The following is a 20,879-nucleotide window of genomic DNA, read 5'->3' as shown; positions in this document are numbered from 1 at the left end:
TTATGGCTATCGGAATCAAGGGCAAGAGCAGGTCCGCTTCACGCGGTCGTCGCCACCTGCGTGTGCGCAAGCGCATCGTTGGTACCTCGGTACGCCCACGCTTGGTCATCAACCGTTCGGCTCGTCACATGTTCGTACAGATCGTGGACGACTCACAGGGTCTGACCCTGGCCAGCGCTTCGACCATGGAAGCAGATCTTCGCGCAAGCGATGCCGACAAGACCGCAAAGTCCAAGCGCGTTGGTGAGCTCGTCGCAGAGCGCGCCAAGGCTGCAGGCATCGAAGCAGTTGTCTTCGACCGCGGCGGTAACCGCTACCACGGTCGCGTGGCAGCCATTGCCGACGGCGCACGTGAAGGTGGGCTGGCACTGTGAGCGAAGCTACTAACAAGAAGGAAACTCAGGTGTCTGAAGCTACTGAAGCAGCCTCGACTACTGCAGCTCCTGCCACGGAGAAGACCGGCGCCGCTCGCGGCGAGGGTCGTGGCCGTGGTGGAGAAGGCCGTGGCCGTGGCGAGGGTCGTGGCCGAGGCCGCGATTCGAAGGACAGCCGCAATGACGACAAGGACAAGTTCCTTGAGCGCGTTGTAGCTATCAACCGCGTATCCAAGGTCGTCAAGGGTGGTCGTCGCTTTAGCTTCACCGCACTTGTCGTCGTGGGCGACGGCAACGGAATGGTTGGCGTTGGCTACGGTAAGGCCAAGGAAGTTCCAGCAGCTATCGCCAAGGGCGTTGAAGAAGCCAAGAAGTCCTTCTTCCGCGTTCCACGCGTTGGCGGCACCATCCCGCACCTGGTCAAGGGCGAGGCCGCCGCTGGCGTCGTCTTGCTCCGTCCAGCTGCTCCGGGTACCGGCGTTATCGCCGGCGGTCCGGTGCGTGCGGTATTGGAATGCGCTGGTATCCAGGACATCCTTTCGAAGTCGATGGGTTCAAGCAACCAGATCAACATCGTGAAGGGCACCATTGCAGCGCTGAAGGGTCTCGAAGAGCCTGCAGCAGTTGCAGCTCGCCGCGGTCTTCCGCTGGACGAGGTTGCACCAGCAGCAATGTTGCGTCACATCCAGACCCAGAAGGCAGGTGCTTAATCAATGGCTAAGAACATTGTTCCAGGCGATGCCACGCTGGAAATCACCCAGATTAAGTCCATCATTGGTGGTAGCCAGGTTCAGCGCGACATCGTTCGCTCGCTGGGTCTGAAGCGCATCGGACACACCGTTGTCCGCTCCGCTGACCCTGTGACCGTAGGTATGGTCAACAAGGTTCCACACCTGTTGAAGGTTGAGGAGGCGAAGTAAAGATGGCTGAAGAAAAAGCACTTAAGGTTCACCACCTGCGTCCAGCTCAGGGTGCCAAGACCGCCAAGACCCGCGTGGGTCGTGGCGAGGCATCCAAGGGTAAGACTGCAGGCCGTGGTACCAAGGGTACGAAGGCTCGTTACCAGATCAAGGCAGGTTTCGCAGGTGGACAGCTTCCACTGCACATGCGTCTGCCAAAGCTGCGTGGCTTCAAGAACCCATTCCGCGTCGAGTTCCAGGTTGTAAACCTGGACAAGATCTCGGAATTGTTCCCAGAAGGCGGCGAAGTTACCGTCGAGGCACTCGTTGCCAAGGGCGCTGTTCGTAAGAACCAGCCTGTCAAGGTGCTGGGCACCGGCGACCTTACGGTCAAGGTTGACGTGAAGGTTAACGCTTTCTCGGCTTCCGCAACCGAAAAGATTGCTGCTGCTGGCGGCCAGGCAGAAACCCTCTAATTCAGGGTTTGCGCTATAGCTAAATCCCCGGTGAGCTTGTTTAGACAAGCTCACCGGGGATTTTCTTATCTCGCGTTACTCGTAGTATTACGCTGTAGAATCCCAAGTAAACCACCGTATTTCCGCAACCACTGCGAAAAAATGGGGTTGTAGCTGTGTGGCGTATTTGGCGAGATAGTACATAAGACGGCTAGAATCATTAGGTCATAGCAAGAGTCTTTACCTAGACTCAAGCACATACTTCAGGAGGACGCTTGTTCAGCGCCATAGCCCGAGTTTTTCGGACGCCTGACCTGCGCAACAAACTGCTTTTCACCCTCGGGATCATTGCGATCTATCGAGTCGGCGTTTTTATTCCGGCCCCGGGCGTGGATTACAGCAACGTTCAGCAGTGTCTGGCATTGGGTTCAACCACCGGTGGTCTTTATCAGTTCGTAAACCTCTTCAGCGGCGGCGCCCTGTTGCAAGTTTCGATCTTTGCCATGGGTATCATGCCGTACATTACGGCGGCCATTATTGTGCAGCTACTGCGTGTGGTGATCCCGCACTTCGAAGCACTGCACAAGGAAGGCCAAGCCGGCCAAGGCAAGCTGACCCAGTACACCCGCTACCTGACCATCGCGTTGGCGCTCTTGCAGGGCACCACGCTGATCACTCTGGCGCGTACCGGCGGACTGTTCCCGAGCTGCACCCTGCCGCTGATTCCCGATGACTCGATTATCGTGATTCTGCTGATGATCTTCGCACTGACCGCAGGCACCGGCCTGATCATGTGGATGGGCGAATTGATCACCGAACGCGGTATCGGCAACGGCATGTCCATCCTGATCTTCATCTCGATCGCTTCGGGCTTCCCGGCCGCCATGGGCGCCATCGCGCAGTCCCAGGGTTGGGGCACCTTCATCGGTGTCATCGCCGTCGGCTTCCTGGTGATCGCGCTGGTCGTGTTCGTGGAGCAGTCCCAGCGACGTGTTCCGGTGCAGTACGCCAAGCGCACCATTGGGCGGCGCACCGTGGGTGGAACTTCCACCTACATTCCGCTGAAGGTCAATATGGCGAACGTGATCCCGGTGATCTTCGCCAGCTCGATCCTCGCCCTGCCGCAGATGATCGTCTCGTTCAACCAGAACGATGACGGTACCCTGCCGGAATGGGCGATGTGGCTGCAGGAGCACTCGGCGTCCTCTTCGCCGTGGTACATGCTCGTCTACACCCTGCTGATCATCGGCTTCACCTACTTCTATGTAGCGATTACCTTCAACCCGATTGAAGTCTCGGACAATATGAAGAAGTACGGCGGCTTCATTCCGGGCATTCGCGCCGGCAAGCCAACGGCCGAGTATCTGCAGTTCGTGATTTCCCGAATCACCTTCGCGGGCGCCCTGTATCTGGCGTTCGTCGCGTTGATCCCGCTGATCGCCTTCGTGCTGTTCAACGCAGACCAAAACTTCCCATTTGGCGGCACCTCGATCCTCATCATGGTTGGTGTGGGTCTGGAAACCGTCAAGCAAATCAATGCTCAAATGCAGCAACGAAACTATGAAGGGCTACTGCGATGAGTCGACTGTTAATTATTGGTCCACCGGGTGCCGGCAAAGGCACCCAAGCAGTGAAGATTTCCGAGCGTCTGGAAATCGTCGCGATCTCCACCGGTGATATCTTCCGCGCCAACGTCAAGGGCGGCACCCCACTGGGTGTCGAGGCGAAGAAGTACATCGACGCCGGCAACTTCGTGCCGGACTCGGTCACCAACAACATGGTTGAAGATCGACTGGGCCAGGAAGATGTCGCCAACGGCTTCCTGCTCGATGGCTACCCACGCACCAGCGCGCAGGTTGATGCCCTGGATGCCATGCTTGCCGCTCAGGGCGTCGAGCTCGATGCAGTGCTGCAGCTGACCGCCGATGACGAAGAGCTGGTAGCGCGCCTGCTCAAGCGTGCTGAGATCGAAGGCCGCGCCGATGACACCGAAGAGGTCATCCGCCACCGCCTGGGTCTGTACAACGAAGAGACCCGCATCGTGGTAGATCGCTACGAAGAGCGCGGCATCGTGCGCAAGGTCGATGGCATTGGCGCCATCGACGAGGTCACCGAGCGTGTGCTCTCGGCGTTGAACGTTACCGCCTAAGCATTTCCACTTACACGTAGGGACCGTGCCGCGAACAGCCTCTGAGGGCCGTGGCACGGTCCCTGCGTGGTTCAGCAACACATATCCAAACGCTTACTCGGGTTCTGAGACCCAAAAGAATTAAGGGGCATGACATTGGCTCTAGGTCAGCCACGAATTGAGTACAAAACCAATTCGCAGATTTTGATGATGCGCGAGGCCGGACTGGTGCTCGCCGAAGCACTCGATGAGGCCAGCGCCACCGCCCGTCCGGGGGTCACCACCAAGCAGGTCGATGCGGCCTTCGCGAAGGTGCTCGAACGCCACGGCGCCACCAGCAACTTCCTCGGCTACCACGGTTTCCCGGCGAACATCTGCGCCTCGGTCAACCACGAGGTCGTCCACGGCTTCCCCAGCGAGTACGAGCTGAAGGACGGGGACGTGCTGAAGGTCGATGGCGGCGCGATCATCGATGGCTGGCATTCGGACTCCGCACGCACCCTGCTCATCGGCAAGGTGGACCCGGCGGACCAGCGCTTGAGCGAGATCACCGAGCAGGCCATGTGGGCCGGCATCGCCGCCTTCTCCAAGGCGCGGTACATCGGGCAGATCGGCGAAGCGATCGACGACTTCGTCAGCTCCCAGCCGGGCGCCCCGCTGGGCATCTTGGAGGAGTACTGCGGCCACGGCATCGGCTCGGCCATGCACATGGCCCCGGATGTGCTGAACTACAACACCGGCCACCGCGGATCGCGGATCAAGCCGGGCATGGCGCTGGCCATCGAACCTATGCTGGTGCGCGGCAAGATCGCGACCTCGGTGCTGGAAGATGACTGGACGGTAGTCACCGATGACAAGGCGAACGCCTCGCAGTGGGAGCACACCGTAGCCATCCACATGGGCGGCATCTGGGTACTCACCGCACATGATGGCGGCGAAGCGGGATTGGCGCCATTCGGCGTGACTCCCTCGCCGATCAAGCCTTAAGTTCTGGCTCCGGCACGCCCTGCGTGCCGGAGCTAACAGTTTAAGTGCGTCCTTGGATTTGTCCTAGAGTCTGCCAATGGCGTATTCTTAATTTTTGGTTGTCTATTTGACTGAGCCTAAAACTCTTAGGGTTCGGTGAGGTCGTAAACAGCCAGAACCAATTACTTGTTGATGGAAAATCGTCAACAACAAAAGTTAGCGGGGAAAATGGGCAAGAAGGAAGGCGTCATCCAGGTAGAGGGCTCCGTATCCGAAGCGCTGCCGAACGCGATGTTTCGCGTAGAGCTGCCAAACGGTCACGTGGTGCTCGCCACTATCTCGGGTAAGATGCGTCAGCACTACATTCGTATCCTCCCAGAGGATCGAGTGCAGGTTGAAATGAGCCCATACGACCTCAACCGAGGCCGTATCGTTTACCGCTACAAGTAAATCTGCAGTCCATAGACATTAGCCTGACGGACGTTGAACGAGAGATCGTTCGAACGCCCGTCTGAGGAATGTCCCTGGGACGAACTGCTTATTCACTGCTCCACTCAATAACTGCAACCGCAAAAGGACAAAGCCTTGAAGGTTAACCCTAGCGTGAAGCCGATCTGCGATAAATGCAAGGTGATCCGTCGTAATGGCGTGGTCATGGTGATCTGCGAGAATCCACGCCACAAGCAGCGTCAGGGCTAATTCCGTTCTTCGGAATTTCCCACGCGTAGTCATATAGGCAGTACCGCATCGAAGTATCGATGCACACCCCCGGGTTCGGAGGCCGGGGCCAGGAGATATCCTGGGCGGTACTGCTCCAGACCTCCGTTGGTTGAAAGGTAGCCACTTGGCTCGTTTAGCAGGCGTGGACATTCCACGCGAAAAGCGCGTAATTATCGCGCTGACTTACATCTACGGCGTGGGCAAGACCCGTGCAGAAGAGATCATCGCAGCGACCGGGACCAACCCGGACACGCGCGTTAAGGATCTCAGCGACGCTGACCTCGTTCAGCTGCGTGACTTCGTCGAAGGCACTTACAAGGTAGAAGGTGACCTGCGCCGCGAGGTTCAGGCTGACATCCGCCGCAAGGTCGAGATCGGATCCTACGAAGGTATTCGTCACCGTAAGGGCCTGCCGGTCCACGGTCAGCGCACCAAGACCAACGCTCGTACCCGCAAGGGCCCGAAGCGTACCGTCGCAGGTAAGAAGAAGACTCGCTAAATCTTAGCGGTCTAGTTCAAATACTTTTTTCGTAGGAGAAGAAATGCCCCCAAAGACTCGTGGAGCGGTACGTAAGCCGCGTCGCAAGGACAAAAAGAATATCGCGCAGGGACAGGCGCATATCAAGAGCACCTTCAACAACACCATCGTATCGATTACCGATCCGTCCGGTGCTGTTATCTCGTGGGCTTCGGCCGGCGAGGTAGGCATGAAGGGCTCGCGTAAGTCGACCCCATACGCTGCTCAGATGGCCGCTGAATCTGCCGCTAAGCGCGCGCAGGAGCACGGCATGCGCAAGGTTGACGTTTTCGTCAAGGGCCCGGGCTCGGGACGCGAAACCGCGATCCGTTCGCTGCAGGCTGCTGGCCTTGAGGTTGGATCCATCCAGGATGTTTCCCCAAGTGCCCACAACGGTTGCCGCCCATCAAAGCGTCGCCGCGTCTAATTGATTCGCTAGGCTGAGCCTAAAGAAGTCACCGAGCCATTCTTGACGAATGGGTCGGTGACGTTCTTGGACTCTCATGCCTGCAACAGACGAACGGCCAACAGGCTACCGTCGTTTCCACCCCCGTGAGGCGTCATATAGCGGACGCTCGCTGAAAGGAAATGTAAGTGCTCATTACGCAGCGCCCAACCCTGACCGAAGAAGTAGTTTCCGAGAATCGCTCCCGGTTCATCATTGAACCGTTGGAGCCAGGCTTTGGTTACACCCTAGGCAACTCACTCCGCCGTACCCTGTTGTCCTCGATCCCTGGTGCAGCTGTCACCAGTGTTCGACTCGACGGTGTATTGCACGAGTTCTCTACCGTAGCCGGTGTCAAGGAAGACGTCACCGAACTGGTTCTTAACATCAAGAACCTGTCGGTCTCTTCCGAGCACGACGAGCCGGTCGTCGCCTACCTGCGCAAGCAGGGCCCAGGCGTCGTCACCGCAGCGGATATCACCCCACCAGCGGGTGTAGAGTTCCACAACCCTGAGCTGCACATCGCTACCTTGAACGCCAATGGCAAGTTCGATTTGGAACTGACCATCGAGCGTGGCCGTGGCTATGTGTCAGCTGCTCAGAACAAGAGTGCCGACACCGAGATCGGTCGAATCCCAGTTGATTCGATCTACTCGCCGGTGCTGAAGGTGACCTTCCGCGTGGAAGCTACCCGTGTTGAGCAGCGCACCGACTTCGATCGCTTGATCGTTGACGTTGAAGCAAAGCCGTCGATCACCCCGCGCGATGCTGTTGCATCCGCAGGTACCACGCTGGTTGAGCTGTTCGGTTTGTTCCGCGAACTGAACACCGCAGCCGAAGGTATCGAAATCGGCCCATCGCCAACGGATGCAGCTTTGGCTGCAGACATGGCGCTGCCGATCGAGGATCTGGAACTGACCGTTCGCTCGTACAACTGCTTGAAGCGTGAGGGCATCCACTCCGTGGGTGAACTCGTAACTCGCTCCGAGGCCGACCTGATGGACATCCGTAACTTCGGTGCGAAGTCCATTGACGAAGTCAAGGCCAAGCTTGTTGAACTGGGTCTAGCACTGAAGGATTCCCCTCCAGGGTTCGACCTTGCCGCTCGTAGTGCCATCGAAGATGGCGACGACGTCTACGACGAAGGCCTGTAAAGACCTTAGTCTCGCGACACACTACTTCACCCGACCTGCCGGTCACATACCGGCGGACTCGGTCATTCATCTAGGAGAACTACCATGCCTACCCCTACTAAGGGTCCGCGTCTCGGCGGCAGTGCAGCACATGAGCGATTGATCTTCGCTAACATGTCCGCACAGCTCTTCGAGAACAAGAAGATCACCACCACCCTGACCCGCGCCAAGCGTCTGCGTCCCCACGCAGAGCGCCTGATCACCTTCGCAAAGCGTGGAGATCTGGCCTCGCGTCGTCGCGTCCAGTCGGTTATCGCTTCGCGCTCGCGCACCAACAAGTCGATCGTTCACGAGCTGTTCGCGAACATCGCACCTGCTATGGCCGATCGCCAGGGTGGCTACACCCGCATCACCAAGATTGGTAACCGCAAGGGCGACAACGCCCCTATGGCTGTTATCGAACTGGTAATGGAACCGGTTTCGCCAAAGCAGGCAGTCGTCAAGGAAGCCACCCAGGCTACCGAGAAGGCAACCGAAGCTACCACCGAAGAAGCCTAAGCTTAAGCTTGTGAATCTTCACCGGTAAAACGGTCAAGTTATCCCCGGACAATCCGCAAGGAATGTCCGGGGATAACTATTTAACGCAACGAAGCCCGGCAAATCATTCGGTCCGGACGTGGTGCCTGTCCGCGGCGTTCATTCAGACGATAGGCCACCCCAGTTGTACCGAGGCTTTGCGCGCCATGGTCAACACATCAATGTGGGTCAGGTTCCGGGAAAAAGCGGGTGCCATCGGGAAAGCGGTACGCGCGCGCGAAAAGAGAACCACCATGGGCATACCAACCATCGTTGAATTCACGTAGATGCCGTCAATGTCAGCGCCAAGCTGCAGGTTGATCTCCTTAGCCCACGCTCGGCAAACATTCTTGGGCTGTCCATTCAAGGAAGCCGAGGACCGATGTCTCAGTAGCCACGTAGATGTAGTCAAATCAAGGAGATGAAGTGGGCGTATCGGCGACCACGCGGAGAGTGTTCGGCTCTTGTCGAAGGAAATCGCGCGAGCTGTCTGAAAGACCTCGGCAAAAGCGGTGACGTAACTAGGAGTTGTGTAGGAGACTCCAAGCCCGGGATGAACATTTACCGGGAGAGGATGAGGCTCCCATCTGAAAGCCTTGATTGGACCGTACTCGCGCAGGTTGTTCCATGGTGCGCCGAAGGCTCCGGAACTTGTGTGTATTCTCCACAGAGGTCCTTGCCAAATCCTCAAATCATGGGGGAGCCGGGTGGGCGGCACAGGTGGCTTGCGAGGATTCTTCGGTGCCTTGGCAGTCACTCGAATTCCAAATGAGAAACCAATTCCAGTACGGCTTCAAGTGCACCACCGGTAATAAGCCAATCCGCAGGGGAGCGCCCTCCGAGATAGTCCTCATTGGATTGGGTCATTACGGTTTCGATCGCCAGCGGGTGATAGAAACGCGGGAAAGCGGGAATCAGTTCCCGCAGTCCGGGGACCACGCCCTCGCTGGTGAACTGCCATTTCGGGAACAGGGATTGTTTCCCTTCACTTCGAGCTAGCGCGAAATAGTCACCCTTTGCTTTCGCGCGGCGCACATTCGCCTCGTCCCGACCAACGATCCGCGCAACTTCAGCGGTGGTGTAGGCGGATTTCTCCACCAGATCCAGTGATTTTGCTTGGGCGTCTAGGACGATCAAATCGGACTTCAGCCGTCCTTCAGGGCTTAAATCGGCCTCTGACAGGTCTGTGTTCTCCAGCAGGAAATTACGTTCGCCCTCGGTCAACGGTTCGCTGATGCTATCTGACACATCCGAAACTACGCGCAAGAAATCTCGGGGTGCCATGCTGCCACCGTGTTTGTCCAAGAAGATCTGTACCGTCGACTCCAGATCCTTCCGGATGTAGTTCATCGCGCCGCTCATAGTCATGATGATACGCCGTATCCAACCGTGGATAAATAGGTAAACCCTGCCATGTGGACGACGGAACGCGAGCATCGTGGACTGATGACGGCTGCGGCGATTAAGTCGTGAATTACGACCACAAGCGTGCGGCAGCAATGTTCCGCAGTGAACGGAATCGATATGCGGGGGCGTCTTGGCATGCCCTGCCTGCCGAACAGGTTCATTCGCTCCCTGCGGCACTTGGCTGGAGGACTGCAGAGCGCGCGGATCGCAGTGCTGCGGGCAGGTCAAAATGCGGTAGAAAGAGCATGTCCAGCTGCGGTTGGGGCTTCGGTTCGCGATTCACTCTTGTTCCAAGGGATAATTGAAAGCATGAATTCGCAGTCAGAGATCATTGATCCATTCGGTACCACCGCTCTGGGTACTAGTTCGTCCCCGGCGCTGATCCGCATGCGCATGGTGCTTGGCTACGACGGCGCAGCCTACAACGGCTGGGCGCGGCAGCCCAATGTCGTCGGTGTGCAGCAGCTGGTCGAAGAGGCACTGGAAACCCTGATCCGCCGCCTGGTCCGGGTGGTCGTCGCCGGACGCACCGATGCCGGGGTGCACGCGCGCCGGCAGGTAGTCCACTTCGATCTGACCGAGGAAGAATACCTGGCGCTGCCGCGCAATTCGGATCTGTTACCGGGCCCGGCGCTTCTGCGCCGCATCAATGGCCTCTTGGGCCGCCAAGATAAGGCCGTGTGGGTCCATGAAGTGGCCAAGGCCGCCGAGGGTTTCGACGCACGTTTCTCCGCCTTGGCCCGTCGCTACTCCTACCGGATTGCCGACGGCATCCACCGCTGGGATCCACTGAGCCGGCAGCTGACCATGTGGTACCGCGAAGACATCAACATCGACCTGTTGAACGCCGAGGCCCGGTCGGTCCTCGGACGCCACGACTTCCTCTCCTACTGCAAGCCGCGCCCGCGGGCCACCACCATCCGCACGCTGCAGGAGTTCGAATTCAGCCGTGCCGAGGATGGGAACATCATGGTGCATTTGAAGGCCGACGCGTTTTGCCACAATATGGTGCGTTCGCTGATCGGGGCGGCGCTGCGTGTGGCCAGCGGCAGGGAAGAGCCTGGTTTTCTGGCCGAACGCCTGGCGCTGATGGTGCGCGATTCGAAGTCGATTCTGGCTCATCCGCACGCGTTGGTGCTCGAAGAGGTCTACTATCCTGATGACCACGAGCTCGCCGAGCGAGCGGCACTCACCAGGGCAAGACGCGACGTTTCGCAGAAGGATTCATTAAAAGACCTCGATTAATGACCCTTCGGGTGTCATTGCTCACCTAGAGGCACCTTTGTTTTGGTCGTCTGAGTGTTAATCGGCTAAACTTTTATGAGTTGTGTATGTCCACGTTCGACACTACACGCCCAAGCGTGACGGCTTAGTTGCATAGTCGCTGGTCTGCTGGGTGTGCGAACAATATATGGACGGCCGGTCATCATCAGTCCTCACCTGACGTACTGGTCTAAGCACAAGAACAACACGACAGTGCTCGTCACTGGAGGATCTCACGCCTCGATACCTGCGACTGTTTGACCAGAAACGAATCAACGTAAGGCAATTACTGTGCGTACGTACACCCCTAAGCCGGCTGACCAGACTCGTCAGTGGTTTGTCATTGACGCCACCGACGTAGTACTCGGCCGTCTCGCCGTCCAGGCCGCAACCCTGCTGCGCGGCAAGCATAAGCCAACCTTCGCAGCTCACATGGACATGGGCGACCATGTCATCATCATCAACGCCGAGAAGGTCGCCCTGACCGGTAAGAAGCTGAAGGACAAGCGCGCCTACCGTCACTCGGGCTTCCCGGGCGGTCTGAAGAGCGTTAACTACGCCGAGCTCCTTGAGAAGAACCCAGTTCTGGCCGTCGAGAAGGCCATCAAGGGCATGCTGCCAAAGAACAAGCTTTCCGACGCTCAGCTGTCCAAGCTGAAGGTATACCGCGACGCCGAGCACCCACACGCTGCTCAGGCTCCAAAGGTACTGGAAATCAGCCAGGTCGCTCAGTAGTACTGGCCCCGAGAACAAAGACTTAATAGGAGATTATCGTGGCTGAGAACGCTGAAGAGACCACCGAATTCGAAGGCGAAACCCCTTCGACTTACACCACCGAGACCGCTGCATCGACCGTCGTAGCCGACACCGAGCGCGCTCCACTAACCGTTCCAGGTGGCGCAGTAGGCCGCCGCAAGCAGGCTATTGCCCGCGTTCGCCTGATCCCAGGCTCGGGCAACTGGGTCGTCAACGGCCGCACCCTGGAAAACTTCTTCCCTAACAAGCTGCACCAGCAGGATGTTAACGAGCCATTCAAGGTTCTGGGTCTAGAAGGCGCATACGATGTTATCGCCCGTATCCACGGTGGCGGCATCTCCGGCCAGGCCGGCGCATTGCGTCTTGGCATTGCCCGCTCGCTGAACGAGATCGATCGCGATGCAAACCGCGCGGCGCTGAAGAAGGCCGGCTACTTGACTCGTGACGCACGCGTCATCGAGCGCAAGAAGGCTGGTCTCAAGAAGGCCCGCAAGGCTTCGCAGTTCTCGAAGCGCTAAACCTTACCCACAGGTTTCCCAAAGGCCCGCATCTTCGGATGCGGGCCTTTGGCCGTTTAAAGCCCCTTTGTGACCTCTTGGCCATTAAAGTTTTCTCACATAGCGTTCCAAAGCTCACATGTGCACGGGTAAATCGATGCGCAGGGCTTATGATTGACGATGATGGCAAGGTTATTTGGGACCGATGGGGTCCGAGGAAAAGCAAACGAGTTGTTAACCCCCGAGCTGGCGCTGGATCTAGCGCAAGCAGCTTCGGTGGTTCTTGGTTTAAGTCAGTCGGAAGACGGACGCAAGCCGGTTGCCGTGGTGGCGAAGGATCCGCGTATCAGCGGCGACTTCCTCTCCGCCGCGATCGAGGCTGGTCTGGCCGCTTCCGGTGTTGACGTTAAGGATGCGGGCACGTTGCCGACTCCGGCCGCCGCATTCCTGGTCGGTGATCTCAACGCCGACTTCGGCGTGATGATCTCCGCCTCGCATAATGCCGCGCCGGATAACGGCATCAAGTTCCTGGCCCGGGGAGGCAAGAAGCTGGACGACGCGTTGGAAGACGCGATCGAAGCCTGCCTGGACATGCCGAACCCGCGCCCTACCGGCGGCGCCGTAGGACGGATCTCGCGTTTCTCCGACGCCGAGGACCGCTACATCATGCACCTGCTGGCGGCTATGCCAAACCGCCTCGAAGGCGTCAAGGTGGTCTTGGACTGCGCCCACGGCGCGGCTTCGGGCTGCTCGCCAGAGGTATTCAAGAATGCCGGCGCAGAGGTCATTGTCATCGGCGCCGAGCCAGATGGCATCAACATCAATGACGGCTACGGCTCCACCCACCTGGAAAAGCTCCAGGCCGCCGTGCTCGAGCACGGTGCGGACCTGGGCATCGCACACGACGGCGACGCGGACCGCTGCCTCGCGGTGGACCACGAGGGCACCGTCGTTGACGGGGATCAGATCATGGCCGTGATGGCCATCGACCTGAAGGCCCGCGGCGAACTGGTGGATGACACCCTGGTGGCCACCGTGATGAGCAATCTCGGTTTGAAGATCGCCATGGAAGAAGCCGGCATCACGCTCAAGCAGACCGGTGTCGGAGACCGCTACGTGCTCGAAGGCATGCGCGAAGGCAACTACTCGCTGGGCGGCGAGCAGTCCGGCCATGTCATCTTCAGCAAGTACGCCACCACCGGTGACGGCGTGCTGACCGGCCTGCTGCTGGCAGCCCGTGTGAAGGCCACCGGCAAGACCCTCAAGGAGCTTGCCTCCGTGCTCACCGTGCTGCCGCAGGTGCTGATCAATGTGCGCGGCGTGGACAAGGCAGGGGTTGCCGAGTGCGAACCGCTGCTCAATGAGATCGCCGGGACCGAGGCCCGCCTGGGTTCCACCGGACGGGTGCTCTTGCGCCCCTCGGGCACCGAGCCAGTGGTGCGCGTGATGGTCGAGGCCGCCACTCAGGACCAGGCCCAGCTCGAAGCGGAGCTGCTGGCCGGCGCCGTGGCAACGCACCTGGCGCTTTAAGGCAACCACCCAGTAAACATCAAGAAAACTCACACCCCCGTACCGCGTTCCCGCAGGGATCATGGTGCGGGGGTGTGGCATGCTAACTAGTAGTTATTGGGTTAGATATCTGGGGAGTAGTACTTCGTGACTTTGCGTATCAGCGTCATCGGCACCGGCTATCTTGGTGCAACCCATGCAGCGTGCATGGCAGAACTGGGCTATGAGGTCATCGGCCTGGATGTTAATCCGGAGAAGCTCCAGGCACTGGCGGCCGGGATCCTACCCTTCCACGAGCCGGGCCTGCCCGAGCTGCTGCGCAAGCATGTCTCCAGAGGGCGCCTGCGGTTCACCGACTCCTACGCGCAGGTGGCCGAACTGGCCGACATCCACTTCGTCACCGTCGGCACCCCGCAGCGCGCGGACTCCCAGTCCGCGGATATGAGCTACGTCGATGCGGCGGTTGACTCCCTGGTGGAACACATCAGCGGCGAGGCGCTGATCGTGGGCAAATCCACGGTGCCCGTGGGCACCGCGCGCCGGCTGGCCGAACGCATCGAAGCCACCGCGAGCCCGGAAAGCAAGATCACCCTGGCCTGGAACCCGGAGTTCCTGCGCGAGGGCTTCGCCGTGAAGGACACACTGACACCGGACCGCCTGGTCTACGGCCTGGCGGATGAGAGTGCGCTGGGCAAGCTGCGCGAGGTCTACGCACCGATCCTCGCCGCCGGCACCCCCGAGGTCGTCACCGACCTGGAAACCTCAGAGCTGGTCAAGGTGGCCGCCAACGCGTTCCTGGCCACCAAGATCTCCTTCATCAACGCCTTCGCCGAGGTCACCGAGAACGTCGGCGGGGACATTAAGACGCTGGCCGACGCGATCGGCCACGATGCGCGCATTGGACGCAAATTCCTCAACGCCGGCGTCGGATTCGGCGGCGGCTGCCTGCCCAAGGACATCCGCGCCCTCCAGGCCCGGGTCAGCGAGCTGGGCCTGAGCCAGACCATGGGCTTCCTCGCCGAGGTGGACCAGATCAACCTGCGCCGCCGCGACCGCGTGGTTTCGCTGGCCTCCTCGATCCTGGGGGAGCAGCTGGCGGGCAAGCGGATCTGCGTGCTCGGGGTGACCTTCAAGCCCGACAGCGACGACGTGCGCGACTCGCCGGCGCTGGATATCGCGGTGCGGCTGTACAACTCCGGGGCCGAGGTTTCGGTCTATGACCCGGAGGGCAATAAGAACGCGGCCGGACGTTTCCCGCGGCTGAACTATGTGGATTCCTGGCGCGAGGCGGCGAAGGCCGCGGACCTGGTACTGCTGCTGACCGAATGGAACGAATTCCGGGCGCTGGACCCCCAAGAGCTCGGCGAGGTTGTCGGCACCCGGGCGCTGATCGATGGGCGCAATGTGCTGGACCGCCCGAAGTGGCGCGAGCAGGGCTGGGTTATCACCGGGCCCGGCGAGAAGTTCGAGCTCGACTAAAAGTAATCCCTGAAAAGAAAATGTGGTCTCTGCGTATCGCGCAGAGACCACATTTTTCTGATTTAAGAGGCTTTGCCTAGAAACCGAATTCCTTCATAACCGCCGGCAGGTTTTCGATCAAGCGCGAGGCGCTCACAGTACCCTCTGCGGCGCTCACCCGGCCCAGATGGCCATGGATGACAGCCGCGCAGGCGGTGAGCTCCATCAGGCGGCCATTGCTGACGGTTTCCAGGCCCTGGATGCCCGTCAGCGAGCTGTCGGAGAGCAGGTAGCCGAGAATGCCCGTGAGCACGTCTCCAGAGCCTGCGGTCGCCAGCTGGGCCGCCGCATGGCAGACCACGAGGTTGGCACCGTCCGGGGCGACCACATAGCTGGTCGGCCCCTTCAGCAGCACCACCGCGTTGTAGGCAAGGGCCACCCAACGGGTCCAGCGGATCGGGTCCTGGGCGACTTCCTCGGTGGTGACGCTCACCCCGGCGCGGCGCAGCAGCATGCGAAGCTCCTTGGCATGCGGGGTCAGCACACGTGGCTGCTCGCTGGGCCCGGCGGGAACCACATCCAGCCCGCTGGCGTCGATGACCGCCGGCTGGCGGCTTTCGAAGACGTTGGCGATAACCCCAGTGGGGGGAGTGCGGCTGTCGATTCCCGGGCCAATGGCCCAGGCCGAAATCTTCGCCCCGCGCCCGTGGAGGTGGCGCCGAGCCAAAGACAATGCCTCAGAGATCTGCTGGTCATCCAGCGGAACGGTTTCCGGCGCGGCGATGGACAGCAGTGGCTGCACCTCTCCGGGTACATGGGTGCGCAGCAGGCCTGCACCGCAGGCAACCGCGGCCCGTGCGGTCAGCAGCGCGGCACCGGGGTAGAGCGCGGAGCCGGCAATGAGGCCGAGGACGCCACGTTCGTACTTATGGCGCCCGGCGTCCCGCCAGCTGCGGTGCTCATCGAGCAGCGCACGGGCCGAGAGCTCGTCGACCAAATCGGTTTCCGGGCTGAGCGCGGAAAAATCAAAGTCCAGGCCGGCCACCTGAATCTCACCGGTCACCAAGGGTGCGTCGCGGGAGATCAGTCCGGTTTTCAGCGCCCCGAAGGTGATGGTGCGCTCGGCAAGCAGCACCTGGTCATCGGCAACGCCGGTTTCGCAGTCCAGCCCGGAGGGAACATCGCAGGCCAGGACGCGTGCGCCGGTGGGCAGCTGGGGCAGCTGTGCCCCGGGGCGGTAGCCAATTCCATAGATCGCATCGATGACCAAGGCCGCCGCAGCCAGCTCGGACTGGCCTGCTGCCACCGGCTTCACGGTGCCGGAAGCAGCGGTATAGGCCTTCAAGGCTTCGGTGTGGCAGGTGTCGGTGCATTGCAGGGCGAGGGTCTGGTAGCCGCGCTGTGCCAGTTCGGCCAAGGCGTAGAGCCCATCACCGCCGTTGTTGCCCGGGCCGATCAGAGCGACCACCAGGGTGTCGGTGGCCGTTGGCGCTTGGGACAGCATGCTCTCGGCCGCGGCGGCGAGTTCACCGGCGGCGGCGCGCATCAGCGCTTCACTTCCACGTGTGGAGATCTCTTGGGCCTCGACCGCACGGACTTGCGCAACACTGTAGACAGGGATCATAAGACAAACTTTACTCACCCAAGCGGTGATACGCCCGTTTTAACTGCTAACGTGTCGTTTTATCGCTCGGCGACAACCATGGCCACGGCCATATCGCCGTCATGCGACATGGTCAGATGCCAGGAAGTAATGCCGCGCAGTTCACTGGCTGCGGCAACCGTGCCGCGAATGAGCACTTGCGGATCTCCGGCCTCGTCCTTGGCGATGGTGCAATCCTGCCAATTCATACCTACCGGGGCGCCCAGAGCCTTGGCGATGGCCTCCTTGGCGGCGAATCTCACGGCCAGGGAGCGAAGCGGCAAATCTCGTTCCACCGCGGTGAAGAGTCGTTCACGCAGGCGTGGGGTGCGTTCGAGCTGTCGGCCAAAGCGTGGCACGTCGACAATGTCGACACCGATTCCTGCAATCATGATCTCCAGTCTATCCAGAGCCCTTGAAGACAAAAAATTGCGGGCACCCCCGAAGGGATGCCCGCAAGATTCTATGGTGCAGAGTGGATTACTCCACGGTCACCGACTTGGCCAGGTTTCGCGGCTGGTCCACGTCGAAGCCCTTGGCCGAGGCAAGTTCGCAAGCGAAGAGCTGCAGCGGCACGGTGGCCAGCAGCGGCATCAGCAGCGTTGGAGTCTCCGGGACGTAGAAGACCCACTCGGAGTAGTCCTTCACATCGTGATCGCCGTCTTCGGCGATGACCAGGGTCTTGGCGCCACGGGCGCGGACCTCCTGGATGTTCGAGACAACCTTCGAGTGCAGCGAATCGCGGCCGCGAGGGGAAGGAACCACCACGAAGACCGGCTGGCCGTCGTCGATCAGGGCGATCGGACCGTGCTTCAGCTCGCCGGCGGCGAAGCCCTCGGCGTGGATGTAGGCGATCTCCTTGAGCTTCAGCGCGCCTTCCATGGCCACCGGGTAACCGACGTGGCGGCCCAGGAACAGCACCGAGGAAGCGTCTTCCATCGAGCGGGCAAGTTCCTTGATCTCGTCGGCGCGATCCAGGATGTCCTGGATCTTCGCCGGGATCTTGCCCAGGTCGGCCAAGATGTCCTTGATCTGGCCCTGGAAGAGGTTGCCGCGCAGCTGAGCCAGGTACAGGCCCAGCAGGTAAGTGGCGGTGATCTGCGCCAGGAATGCCTTGGTGGAAGCCACCGCGATCTCCGGACCGGCGTGGGTGTAGAGCACCGCGTCGGATTCGCGCGGGATGGTCGACCCGTTGGTGTTGCAGATCGACATGGTCTTTGCACCCTGCTCCTTGGCATAGCGCACGGCCATCAGGGTGTCCATGGTTTCCCCGGACTGCGAGATCGAAACGATCAGGGTCTTCTCGTCAACGATCGGCTCGCGGTAGCGGAACTCGTGTGAGAGCTCCACCTCGACCGGAATGCGGCACCAGGATTCGATGGCGTATTTGGCTACGGAACCGGCGTAAGCGCTGGTACCGCAGGCGAGCACAACGATCTTGGAGATCTTGGAAAGTTCTTCCGGATCGATGCGCAGCTCATCGAGGGTCAGGCGGCCATCGGCGTCCGAGCGGCCCAAGAGGGTGTCGGCCACGGCGGCTGGCTGGTCGAAGATTTCCTTCTCCATGAAGGAAGGGAAGCCGCCCTTTTCGGCGCTGGCTGCATCCCAGTCAACGTGGAATTCCTTGCCTTCGGCAGGGTTGCCGTCGAAGTCGGTGATGCTGTGGGTATTCGGGGTGATGGTCACGATCTGGTCCTGGCCCAGTTCCACCGCACGACGGGTGAAATCGATGAAGCCAGAGACATCGGAACCGAGGAAGTTTTCGCCATCGCCCAGGCCCAGCACGAGCGGGGAGTTGCGGCGGGCTGCCACGACGACGCCCGGGTGGTCTTGGTGAACTGCCAGCAGGGTGAAGGCACCTTCGAGGTGCTTCACGGCCAGCTGCATGGCCAGGGTGAGATCCCCATTGGCTTCGGTGCTGTAGAGCTTGCCCAGCAGGGCCGCTGCAACCTCGGTATCGGTGTCCGAGAGGAGCTCGACCCCTTCGGCTACCAGCTTTGCCTTGATGCCCGCGAAGTTCTCAATGATTCCGTTGTGGATCATTGCAAGCTTGCCGCCATCGGCCAGGTGAGGGTGGGCGTTGCCGTCGCTTGGCCCGCCGTGGGTGGCCCACCGAGTGTGGCCGATACCGGTGTGAGACCCAGGCAACGGTTCCTCGGCGATAACATTTTCCAGGTTGACAAGTTTGCCAGCCTTCTTGCGTGAGTGAATGGCACCATCGGCGACCACGGCAACACCGGCCGAGTCATAACCGCGGTACTCCAACCGACGTAAACCTTCAATTAGAACGTCAAGTGCACCGTGATCGGTGACTGAGCTTGACGCTCCCGCATATCCAACAATTCCGCACATAGGAAAAAGCGTACCGGTTGATTCCCCAATGATGGGAGATATCGTGGCGCATCACTCAAAAAGTCGCGTGTCATAGGTCACCGGAGAACGCGACTTATGGGTCATGTGCAAAGAAAGCGATGGCAAAGTTTGGGTTGTTGGGGTAATCCTTGGCAGAATTTGTCTCCGTGGAACCACAAGGAACGTTAGAGACACCGATTACCCCCTTCGTCGAGCTAGAGCGCGAGACCTGGGCCCGTCTCTCTAACAAGATGGAACAACCCCTCAACGAAGAGGATATTGAACGGCTGCGCGGTTTAGGCGACGCGTTGGACCTCGATGAGATTCGCGACGTATACCTGCCATTGAGCCGTTTGCTGTACCTCTATGTCCAAGGCGCCGGGGCAACGCACCGGGCAACAACGACATTCCTCGGCGAGCAAACGAGCCGCACACCCTTTGTCATCGGCGTCGCCGGTTCGGTGGCGGTAGGCAAGTCCACCACCGCCCGCGTGCTTCGCGACATGCTGCGCCGCTGGCCGGAAACTCCGGACGTGCAGCTGATTACCACCGACGGGTTCCTTTACCCCAATGCAGAGCTTGAGCGCCGCGGCATCATGGACCGCAAGGGATTCCCGGAGTCCTATGACCGCCGCGCGCTGCTGCGCTTTGTCTCGGCGGTGAAGTCCGGTGTTCCGGCAGTCGGCGCCCCGGTGTACTCGCACCTGACCTACGACATCATTCCCGAAGAGCGCAATGTGATTCGCTCGCCGCAGGTGCTGATCGTCGAAGGGCTCAACGTCTTGCAGCCGGCGCGGACCCGGTCGGATGGAACCGTGGGCCTGGCGCTCAGCGACTTCTTCGACTTCTCCGTCTACGTTGACGCGCGGACCAAGGACATTGAAGAGTGGTACATCCGGCGTTTCATGAACCTGCGCTCGGGCGCCTTCGCCGACCCGGCGAGCTACTTCCACCGTTATGCCCAGTTGACCGACGACGAGGCGCGCGAGACGGCGCACGGCATCTGGAAGCGCATCAACGAACCGAATTTGAAAGAAAATGTGCTGCCTACCCGTGGCCGTGCGCAGTTGGTGCTGCGCAAGAGCGCGGATCATTCGGTGCACCGGATGCTGCTTCGCAAAATCTAGACATTCTTCCTAACGGGAACCGAATTTCTTACAAAATTTAAGTTTTCGCGCAAAATGTCCGCTCTCGCTGTGTTTTTGCTGTGTATGCTCAAATCATGCTTAAGGGATTCCGCGATTTTATAATGAAGGGCAACGTCATCGATTTGGCGGTTGCTGTTGTAATCGGTGCCGCATTCGGTGCCGTGATTACCGCTCTGGTAGAGAACATTCTCATGCCATTGATCGCTGCATTGGTTGGTTCGCCAAACTTTGACAGCTTCCTGCTCATTACCCTCAACGGAAATGACATCAAGATCGGTGTCTTCATCACCGCTTTGGTCAACTTCCTGCTGATCGCCGCGGCCGTTTACTTCGTCTTGGTTATGCCAATGCAGAAGGCGACCGAGGCAAGGAACCGCCGCCACGGCATCACCGAAGAAGAGGACGAAGTCGACCCGCAGGTTGCTCTGCTGGAGCAGATCCGCGACGAACTGAAAACTCTCCGCTAACCGCCCCCACAAACGCGCAAGGGCCGCTAGTCTCAAACATGTTTTGAGCGCAGCGGCCCTTTACCTTTAACCTGTGGACCGCCGTTGGCTCGGCCTGCGGGGTGCGACGCGGCATCGGTTGCGGAAAAGTGGGAAGATAGTTTGGTGAACTCTGAATCTCTTGAGGA

The 20,879-nt window shown here is 59.9% G+C and carries 23 protein-coding genes and 1 pseudogene; 20 read left to right on the top strand and 4 right to left on the bottom strand.

The annotated features are described in order from the left end of the window. Positions 1–2 precede the first annotated feature (2 nt). From rplR to rplQ, 13 genes and pseudogenes are all read left to right on the top strand, one after another. Positions 3–374: a 50S ribosomal protein L18 gene (gene rplR, locus CIK76_RS03890; RefSeq protein ID WP_096283652.1), complete on the top strand. Its 372-nt coding sequence runs from the start codon at positions 3–5 to the stop codon at positions 372–374. A 29-nt stretch (positions 375–403) separates the two neighbouring features. Next, complete coding sequence (gene rpsE, locus CIK76_RS03885) at positions 404–1,084, top strand: 30S ribosomal protein S5 (RefSeq protein ID WP_176484079.1); 681 nt, start codon at positions 404–406, stop codon at positions 1,082–1,084. Positions 1,085–1,087: 3 nt separating this feature from the next. After that, a complete protein-coding gene (rpmD, locus tag CIK76_RS03880) occupies positions 1,088–1,294 on the top strand; it encodes a 50S ribosomal protein L30 (RefSeq protein WP_096283647.1) in 207 nt (68 codons plus the stop codon). Between the two features lie 2 nt (positions 1,295–1,296). Further along, positions 1,297–1,749, top strand: coding sequence for a 50S ribosomal protein L15 (gene rplO / locus CIK76_RS03875; RefSeq protein WP_096283645.1), 453 nt, complete (start codon positions 1,297–1,299; stop codon positions 1,747–1,749). 254 nt (positions 1,750–2,003) lie between these two features. Then, the gene (gene secY / locus CIK76_RS03870) at positions 2,004–3,308 is read left to right on the top strand and encodes a preprotein translocase subunit SecY (RefSeq protein ID WP_096283643.1); all 1,305 of its coding nucleotides are present in this window, start codon (positions 2,004–2,006) and stop codon (positions 3,306–3,308) included. Next, complete coding sequence (locus tag CIK76_RS03865; RefSeq protein ID WP_096283641.1) at positions 3,305–3,877, top strand: adenylate kinase; 573 nt, start codon at positions 3,305–3,307, stop codon at positions 3,875–3,877. The genes secY and CIK76_RS03865 overlap by 4 nt, the downstream gene beginning before the upstream one ends. Before the next feature lie 135 nt (positions 3,878–4,012). After that, on the top strand, positions 4,013–4,843 hold the full coding sequence (map, locus tag CIK76_RS03860) for a type I methionyl aminopeptidase (protein ID WP_096283778.1): 831 nt from the start codon (positions 4,013–4,015) through the stop codon (positions 4,841–4,843). A 207-nt stretch (positions 4,844–5,050) separates the two neighbouring features. Then, entirely contained in the window at positions 5,051–5,272 is a 222-nt protein-coding gene (gene infA / locus CIK76_RS03855) for a translation initiation factor IF-1 (RefSeq protein WP_096256877.1), read from the top strand. Positions 5,273–5,407: 135 nt separating this feature from the next. Next, complete coding sequence (rpmJ, locus tag CIK76_RS03850; protein WP_013349661.1) at positions 5,408–5,521, top strand: 50S ribosomal protein L36; 114 nt, start codon at positions 5,408–5,410, stop codon at positions 5,519–5,521. Between the two features lie 145 nt (positions 5,522–5,666). Next, complete coding sequence (gene rpsM, locus CIK76_RS03845) at positions 5,667–6,041, top strand: 30S ribosomal protein S13 (protein WP_096283639.1); 375 nt, start codon at positions 5,667–5,669, stop codon at positions 6,039–6,041. Positions 6,042–6,084: 43 nt separating this feature from the next. Further along, a complete protein-coding gene (gene rpsK / locus CIK76_RS03840) occupies positions 6,085–6,486 on the top strand; it encodes a 30S ribosomal protein S11 (RefSeq protein WP_096283637.1) in 402 nt (133 codons plus the stop codon). A 167-nt stretch (positions 6,487–6,653) separates the two neighbouring features. Further along, positions 6,654–7,658, top strand: a complete 1,005-nt coding sequence (locus tag CIK76_RS03835) for a DNA-directed RNA polymerase subunit alpha (protein WP_096283635.1) — start codon at positions 6,654–6,656, stop codon at positions 7,656–7,658. An 84-nt stretch (positions 7,659–7,742) separates the two neighbouring features. Then, positions 7,743–8,156 (top strand): annotated as a pseudogene (rplQ, locus tag CIK76_RS03830) (50S ribosomal protein L17); the annotation flags it as partial. A gap of 810 nt (positions 8,157–8,966) precedes the next feature. Here the strand turns inward: rplQ and CIK76_RS03820 are convergent. Next, complete coding sequence (locus CIK76_RS03820; RefSeq protein ID WP_141393451.1) at positions 8,967–9,848, bottom strand: hypothetical protein; 882 nt, start codon at positions 9,846–9,848, stop codon at positions 8,967–8,969. A gap of 81 nt (positions 9,849–9,929) precedes the next feature. Here CIK76_RS03820 and truA point away from each other — a divergent pair, with 81 nt between their 5' ends. From truA to CIK76_RS03795, 5 genes are all read left to right on the top strand, one after another. After that, positions 9,930–10,865 (top strand): tRNA pseudouridine(38-40) synthase TruA, encoded by a 936-nt coding sequence (truA, locus tag CIK76_RS03815; protein ID WP_096283627.1) that lies wholly within the window; start codon positions 9,930–9,932, stop codon positions 10,863–10,865. Between the two features lie 309 nt (positions 10,866–11,174). Beyond that, the gene (gene rplM, locus CIK76_RS03810) at positions 11,175–11,618 is read left to right on the top strand and encodes a 50S ribosomal protein L13 (protein ID WP_096283625.1); all 444 of its coding nucleotides are present in this window, start codon (positions 11,175–11,177) and stop codon (positions 11,616–11,618) included. Positions 11,619–11,656: 38 nt separating this feature from the next. Beyond that, a complete protein-coding gene (gene rpsI / locus CIK76_RS03805; protein ID WP_096283623.1) occupies positions 11,657–12,157 on the top strand; it encodes a 30S ribosomal protein S9 in 501 nt (166 codons plus the stop codon). A gap of 162 nt (positions 12,158–12,319) precedes the next feature. Beyond that, positions 12,320–13,666 (top strand): phosphoglucosamine mutase, encoded by a 1,347-nt coding sequence (glmM, locus tag CIK76_RS03800; protein ID WP_096283776.1) that lies wholly within the window; start codon positions 12,320–12,322, stop codon positions 13,664–13,666. Positions 13,667–13,792: 126 nt separating this feature from the next. Continuing rightward, a complete protein-coding gene (locus CIK76_RS03795; protein WP_096283621.1) occupies positions 13,793–15,124 on the top strand; it encodes a UDP-glucose/GDP-mannose dehydrogenase family protein in 1,332 nt (443 codons plus the stop codon). A gap of 76 nt (positions 15,125–15,200) precedes the next feature. Here CIK76_RS03795 and CIK76_RS03790 read toward each other — a convergent pair whose 3' ends face one another. From CIK76_RS03790 to glmS, 3 genes are all read right to left on the bottom strand, one after another. Then, positions 15,201–16,727: an NAD(P)H-hydrate dehydratase gene (locus CIK76_RS03790; RefSeq protein WP_096283619.1), complete on the bottom strand. Its 1,527-nt coding sequence runs from the start codon at positions 16,725–16,727 to the stop codon at positions 15,201–15,203. Between the two features lie 59 nt (positions 16,728–16,786). Further along, the gene (locus tag CIK76_RS03785) at positions 16,787–17,137 is read right to left on the bottom strand and encodes a holo-ACP synthase (RefSeq protein WP_096283617.1); all 351 of its coding nucleotides are present in this window, start codon (positions 17,135–17,137) and stop codon (positions 16,787–16,789) included. An 88-nt stretch (positions 17,138–17,225) separates the two neighbouring features. Further along, the gene (gene glmS / locus CIK76_RS03780; protein WP_096283615.1) at positions 17,226–19,097 is read right to left on the bottom strand and encodes a glutamine--fructose-6-phosphate transaminase (isomerizing); all 1,872 of its coding nucleotides are present in this window, start codon (positions 19,095–19,097) and stop codon (positions 17,226–17,228) included. A gap of 167 nt (positions 19,098–19,264) precedes the next feature. Here glmS and coaA point away from each other — a divergent pair, with 167 nt between their 5' ends. Next, positions 19,265–20,224: a type I pantothenate kinase gene (gene coaA, locus CIK76_RS03775; RefSeq protein ID WP_096283774.1), complete on the top strand. Its 960-nt coding sequence runs from the start codon at positions 19,265–19,267 to the stop codon at positions 20,222–20,224. Between the two features lie 95 nt (positions 20,225–20,319). Then, the gene (mscL, locus tag CIK76_RS03770; protein WP_096283772.1) at positions 20,320–20,712 is read left to right on the top strand and encodes a large conductance mechanosensitive channel protein MscL; all 393 of its coding nucleotides are present in this window, start codon (positions 20,320–20,322) and stop codon (positions 20,710–20,712) included. Positions 20,713–20,879 lie beyond the last annotated feature (167 nt).

The organism is Glutamicibacter sp. BW80, assembly GCF_002332385.1.
GTDB lineage: Bacteria > Actinomycetota > Actinomycetes > Actinomycetales > Micrococcaceae > Glutamicibacter.
This window is presented reverse-complemented; position numbering and strand designations above follow the sequence as displayed.

Coding starts and splice junctions, on each gene's coding strand:
- rplR (WP_096283652.1), top strand. CDS start 3: ATGGCTATCGGAATCAAGGGCAAGAGCAGGTCCGCTTCACGCGGTCGT.
- rpmD (WP_096283647.1), top strand. CDS start 1,088: ATGGCTAAGAACATTGTTCCAGGCGATGCCACGCTGGAAATCACCCAG.
- rplO (WP_096283645.1), top strand. CDS start 1,297: ATGGCTGAAGAAAAAGCACTTAAGGTTCACCACCTGCGTCCAGCTCAG.
- CIK76_RS03865 (WP_096283641.1), top strand. CDS start 3,305: ATGAGTCGACTGTTAATTATTGGTCCACCGGGTGCCGGCAAAGGCACC.
- infA (WP_096256877.1), top strand. CDS start 5,051: ATGGGCAAGAAGGAAGGCGTCATCCAGGTAGAGGGCTCCGTATCCGAA.
- rpsK (WP_096283637.1), top strand. CDS start 6,085: ATGCCCCCAAAGACTCGTGGAGCGGTACGTAAGCCGCGTCGCAAGGAC.
- truA (WP_096283627.1), top strand. CDS start 9,930: ATGAATTCGCAGTCAGAGATCATTGATCCATTCGGTACCACCGCTCTG.
- glmM (WP_096283776.1), top strand. CDS start 12,320: ATGGCAAGGTTATTTGGGACCGATGGGGTCCGAGGAAAAGCAAACGAG.
- CIK76_RS03790 (WP_096283619.1), bottom strand. CDS start 16,727: ATGATCCCTGTCTACAGTGTTGCGCAAGTCCGTGCGGTCGAGGCCCAA.
- CIK76_RS03785 (WP_096283617.1), bottom strand. CDS start 17,137: ATGATTGCAGGAATCGGTGTCGACATTGTCGACGTGCCACGCTTTGGC.
- glmS (WP_096283615.1), bottom strand. CDS start 19,097: ATGTGCGGAATTGTTGGATATGCGGGAGCGTCAAGCTCAGTCACCGAT.
- mscL (WP_096283772.1), top strand. CDS start 20,320: ATGCTTAAGGGATTCCGCGATTTTATAATGAAGGGCAACGTCATCGAT.